The sequence below is a fragment of the Streptococcus sp. CL8.13 genome, assembly GCF_049737895.1.
This window is the reverse complement of the sequence record NZ_JBKOTT010000097.1, coordinates 1-3,614: the sequence shown is the minus strand read 5'-3', so window position 1 is coordinate 3,614 and position 3,614 is coordinate 1. Positions and strand designations below refer to the sequence as shown.

Sequence of the window (3,614 nt, the reverse complement as noted above, 5' to 3'; positions counted from 1 at the left end):
TCGTATGATGTGGTGGGGTGGAACAGGTCGCAGACGAAGCGACGATGACCGAGATGGAAATGGTCTTGAAATCATTATGCTAGTGGTTTCCCTACTTGCAATTGTGCTGGCACCTCTCGCTGCAACCTTGGTGCAACTAGCTATTTCTCGTCAGAGGGAATTTCTAGCTGATGCTTCCAGTGTCGAGTTGACCCGCAATCCTCAAGGGATGATTAATGCTCTACGTAAGTTGGATAATAGTAAACCGATGAGTCGTCCTGTCGATGATGCCAGCAGTGCACTTTATATCAATGATCCTAAGAAAGGGGGAGGGTTCCAAAAACTCTTTTATACCCATCCACCTATCTCAGAACGGATTGAACGTTTAAAACATATGTAAAAGAAATCCAGAGATCGTCTCTGGATTTTTGCTATGTTGCAAATTTATAAATCTTCTAAATTAACTACCTCCAAACCGTGTTCTGCTAAACGATAGATACTCGTACAGACTTCTTTTAAGAAACGACGGTCATGCGAAACAGTGATGAGACCGCCTGGATAAGTGGCAAAGAGTTTTCTAATTTCGGGTTGAGAAGTGGGTGAAAAGTTTCGTGTTGGCTCATCTAGCAGGAGAAAGTTTGGTTTGCGCAGGACTAAATCCAAAAGCAGGAGTTTACCCTGTTGCCCACCAGATAAAGAGCGAATTTGATGCTGCATCTCTGGATAACTGAAATTGAGACTGGCTAGGTGGGATTGGATTTTTTGTAGTTCCTCTTTTTCTCCAGTTTTGCTGAGGTAAGCTATTGGTGATAAATTCAATTGCAGTTTTTTATGGTAATCTTGTGGCATATAACCAAGCGAAATCTCTCTTTTATCATTAAGAAGTTGCTGTAACTTGGCTAACAGAGTTGATTTCCCAATACCATTTGGGCCGATGATACCGATTTTTTCTTGCCCACGGACAGTTAGTTGTAGTCCCTGAGACAAAATTCGGTCTCCGATGGACAAATTTTCTTTTTCCAGTTGGATTAAGACTTTAGATGCCGGTAATGGATGTATATCTGAGAAAAAAAGTCTAATTTCTTCCTCTTCAAGTGGTTTTTGGGTCATGGACTGAGCTGTCTTTTCAATGCGTTTTTCTTGAGAGAGGACAGTTTTCATCTTTTTAGCCAATAGGCGACCGGCAGTACTGTCTTTGGTAGCTCGAAGCGCAGTTTCTACATTTTGCTTGACTCGCCGATGTTTTTCCATGGTTTTATTGTAGGCTCTTTGGTCGTTAGCAGCTTGCTGGCTTTGTTTGGTAAAATTAGCCTTTCTCTGCTCACTATAGTGATCATAATCTAAATGCTCGACTAGCGTTTCTGCTTCTTTACGGTGCTTGACCAGTCGCAAGTGGACAATAGTATCAGCCGTTTCAGAAAGAAAGTCCTCATCATGTGAAATGAAAATAACAGTTTGCCTCATCTTGCGAATCTGACCTTTTAGCCAATCAACCGTCTCAAGGTCTAGGTCATTTGAAGGTTCATCTAAAAATAGAATCTCAAAGGGTTTGGCTAATTCATGGATGAGCTGAATTTTCAAAGCTTCGCCCCCTGATAGACTGCCAATCTCTTGGTTGCTAGCGAAACGATTGCTATCAAAATGCAATTCCTCAGCCAAACGATAGAGGACACTGTAATCTAAATCAATAGTATCTAAAAAGAAGTAGTCGTGTAAAGTTTTCTTTTTCAGGTCCTCGGGGAGTTTTTGAGGAATGTAGGCTATTGATTGATAATCAGATTGAATGTCTCCCCTGATAGTGAAATCAGGCAAAGCTTCCCCCATTAAAGTTTTAAGCAAGGTTGATTTGCCATTTCCTTCTTCACCAATAATAGCAACCTTTTCCCCGTCTTGGATAGTCATGGTTAGGTCAGATACAAGATCTCGTAGATCTTTGTTTTGAGTGATGGTTAGATGATTGATTTTTATCATATTGTTGCCCTTTCTAGAATGTCGATAGTGCATAACAAAAAGCTCTACTTTATCTAGTAGAGCCCAAAGTCACTGTCAAAACTCTATTATCCTCGTTGAAAAACTCGTCAAACTAGCTTGGAGTTGCCTAACCCAACCCAAGAGGAGCATAGCTTTCTAGTTTTTTTGATTTTCGTAGATGATAAAGTACTAGAAAATCTAGTACAAAAAGAGCACACAAAAAGAGACAAAAACAAGATCTACTAAATAAAGGTTCTTTATTTGATAGACTTAGTTGTTCATGTCTCCCTTACCTCCGAGTATTAGTACCTCTATCCTATAACTTTAAGGAAATTTTGTCAACAGAAAACCGACAATTCTAATCTCTAAAATCCGAAAACAGGTCCATAAAGAGTTAGTACGTGTTTAACATGCTCGTAATGGAACTTGTCATAGTTGCGCCAAGCGGTACGTGCTTGGTCGTTCAGTTTTAGGCTACCGAGGCCTATCAGAAGACTGGTACGTTGGTAAAATTTCTCAAGGTCAATTAAGATACTGTTGTCCAACTTTTCCGCTTTTTTGAGCTCTTTTATAGTAGTGTTTAGCAGCTCTTGTAGTCGAACATCATCTGCCCTACCCTGTTTGCAGCTTTGGAAACTTTTATTTAACTCGGATAGGAGTTGGGTTGCATTAGTAATGAGTTCTTTGTCTTCCATGTGAGCATCCTCCTTGCTCTGATGTATTATTGCCTATAGTATAGCACTAAAAAACAAAAATGTCATAGTAAATATGTTAAAAAATCGAAATTTAATTACAAAGTTTGGTGGGCTGATTTGTAGGCTTTTCATGGTATAATCAAGAGAGTAAATCTTTATGGAGGAAGTATGAAATTAAATATTCAAGAAATTCGTAAGCAGTCTGAAGGCTTGCATTTTGAACAAACGTTAGATCTAGCCGCAGACCTGCGTGCACGCAATCAAGAAATTTTAGATGTAAAAGATATCCTTGCAGTTGGGAAAGTACAGTACGAAGACCGTATGTATTTCTTAGATTATCAACTATCTTATACCATTGTTCTTGCTTCAAGTCGCAGTATGGAACCAGTTGAGTTAGTTGAATCTTATCCAGTAACGGAAGTTTTCATGGAAGGCGCAACTAACCAACTAGATCAGGAAGTTTTAGACGATGATTTGGTCTTGCCTATCGAAAATGGAGAACTTGACCTTGCTGAGAGCGTGTCAGACAATATCCTACTAAACATTCCTATCAAGGTCTTGACGGCTGAAGAAGAGGCTGGTCAAGGATTTGTTTCAGGAAATGACTGGCAAATCATGACTGAGGAGGAATACCAAGCTCAACAAGCAGTCAAGAAAGAAGAAAACAGTCCTTTTGCTGGCTTGCAAGGACTATTTGATGGAGACGAATAATGGTTTTGTCAAAAAAACGAGCACGAAAAGTGCTAGAAGAAATCATTGCCCTCTTTCCGGATGCCAAGCCTAGTCTTGATTTTACCAATCATTTTGAACTCCTGGTTGCGGTCATGTTGTCAGCCCAGACGACGGATGTAGCGGTAAATAAGGCCACACCAGGTCTCTTTGCTGCTTTTCCAACGCCACAAGCCATGTCTGTGGCAACTGAGAGTGAAATTGCTTCGCACATTTCTCGTCTAGGACTGTATCGGAATA

The 3,614-nt window shown here is 40.1% G+C and carries 5 protein-coding genes; 3 read left to right on the top strand and 2 right to left on the bottom strand.

The window, feature by feature from the left end; genetic code table 11:
- The coding region (locus tag ACLNCN_RS04025; protein ID WP_424844680.1) for a M48 family metalloprotease at nt 1–379 on the top strand (379 nt) is incomplete at its 5' end.
- Between the two features lie 44 nt (nt 380–423).
- Here the strand turns inward: ACLNCN_RS04025 and ACLNCN_RS04020 are convergent.
- Both ACLNCN_RS04020 and ACLNCN_RS04015 read right to left on the bottom strand, forming a co-directional pair.
- Nucleotides 424–1,983 (bottom strand): ATP-binding cassette domain-containing protein, encoded by a 1,560-nt coding sequence (locus ACLNCN_RS04020; protein ID WP_424844679.1) that lies wholly within the window; start codon nt 1,981–1,983, stop codon nt 424–426.
- Between the two features lie 332 nt (nt 1,984–2,315).
- Nucleotides 2,316–2,645 (bottom strand): helicase BlpT, encoded by a 330-nt coding sequence (locus ACLNCN_RS04015; protein WP_424844678.1) that lies wholly within the window; start codon nt 2,643–2,645, stop codon nt 2,316–2,318.
- Between the two features lie 168 nt (nt 2,646–2,813).
- On the opposite strand from ACLNCN_RS04015, the gene ACLNCN_RS04010 reads away from it, so the two are divergent.
- Both ACLNCN_RS04010 and ACLNCN_RS04005 read left to right on the top strand, forming a co-directional pair.
- On the top strand, nt 2,814–3,356 hold the full coding sequence (locus ACLNCN_RS04010; protein WP_000773212.1) for a YceD family protein: 543 nt from the start codon (nt 2,814–2,816) through the stop codon (nt 3,354–3,356).
- The coding region (locus ACLNCN_RS04005) for an endonuclease III domain-containing protein (RefSeq protein ID WP_424844677.1) at nt 3,356–3,614 on the top strand (259 nt) is incomplete at its 3' end. The genes ACLNCN_RS04010 and ACLNCN_RS04005, both read left to right, overlap by 1 nt.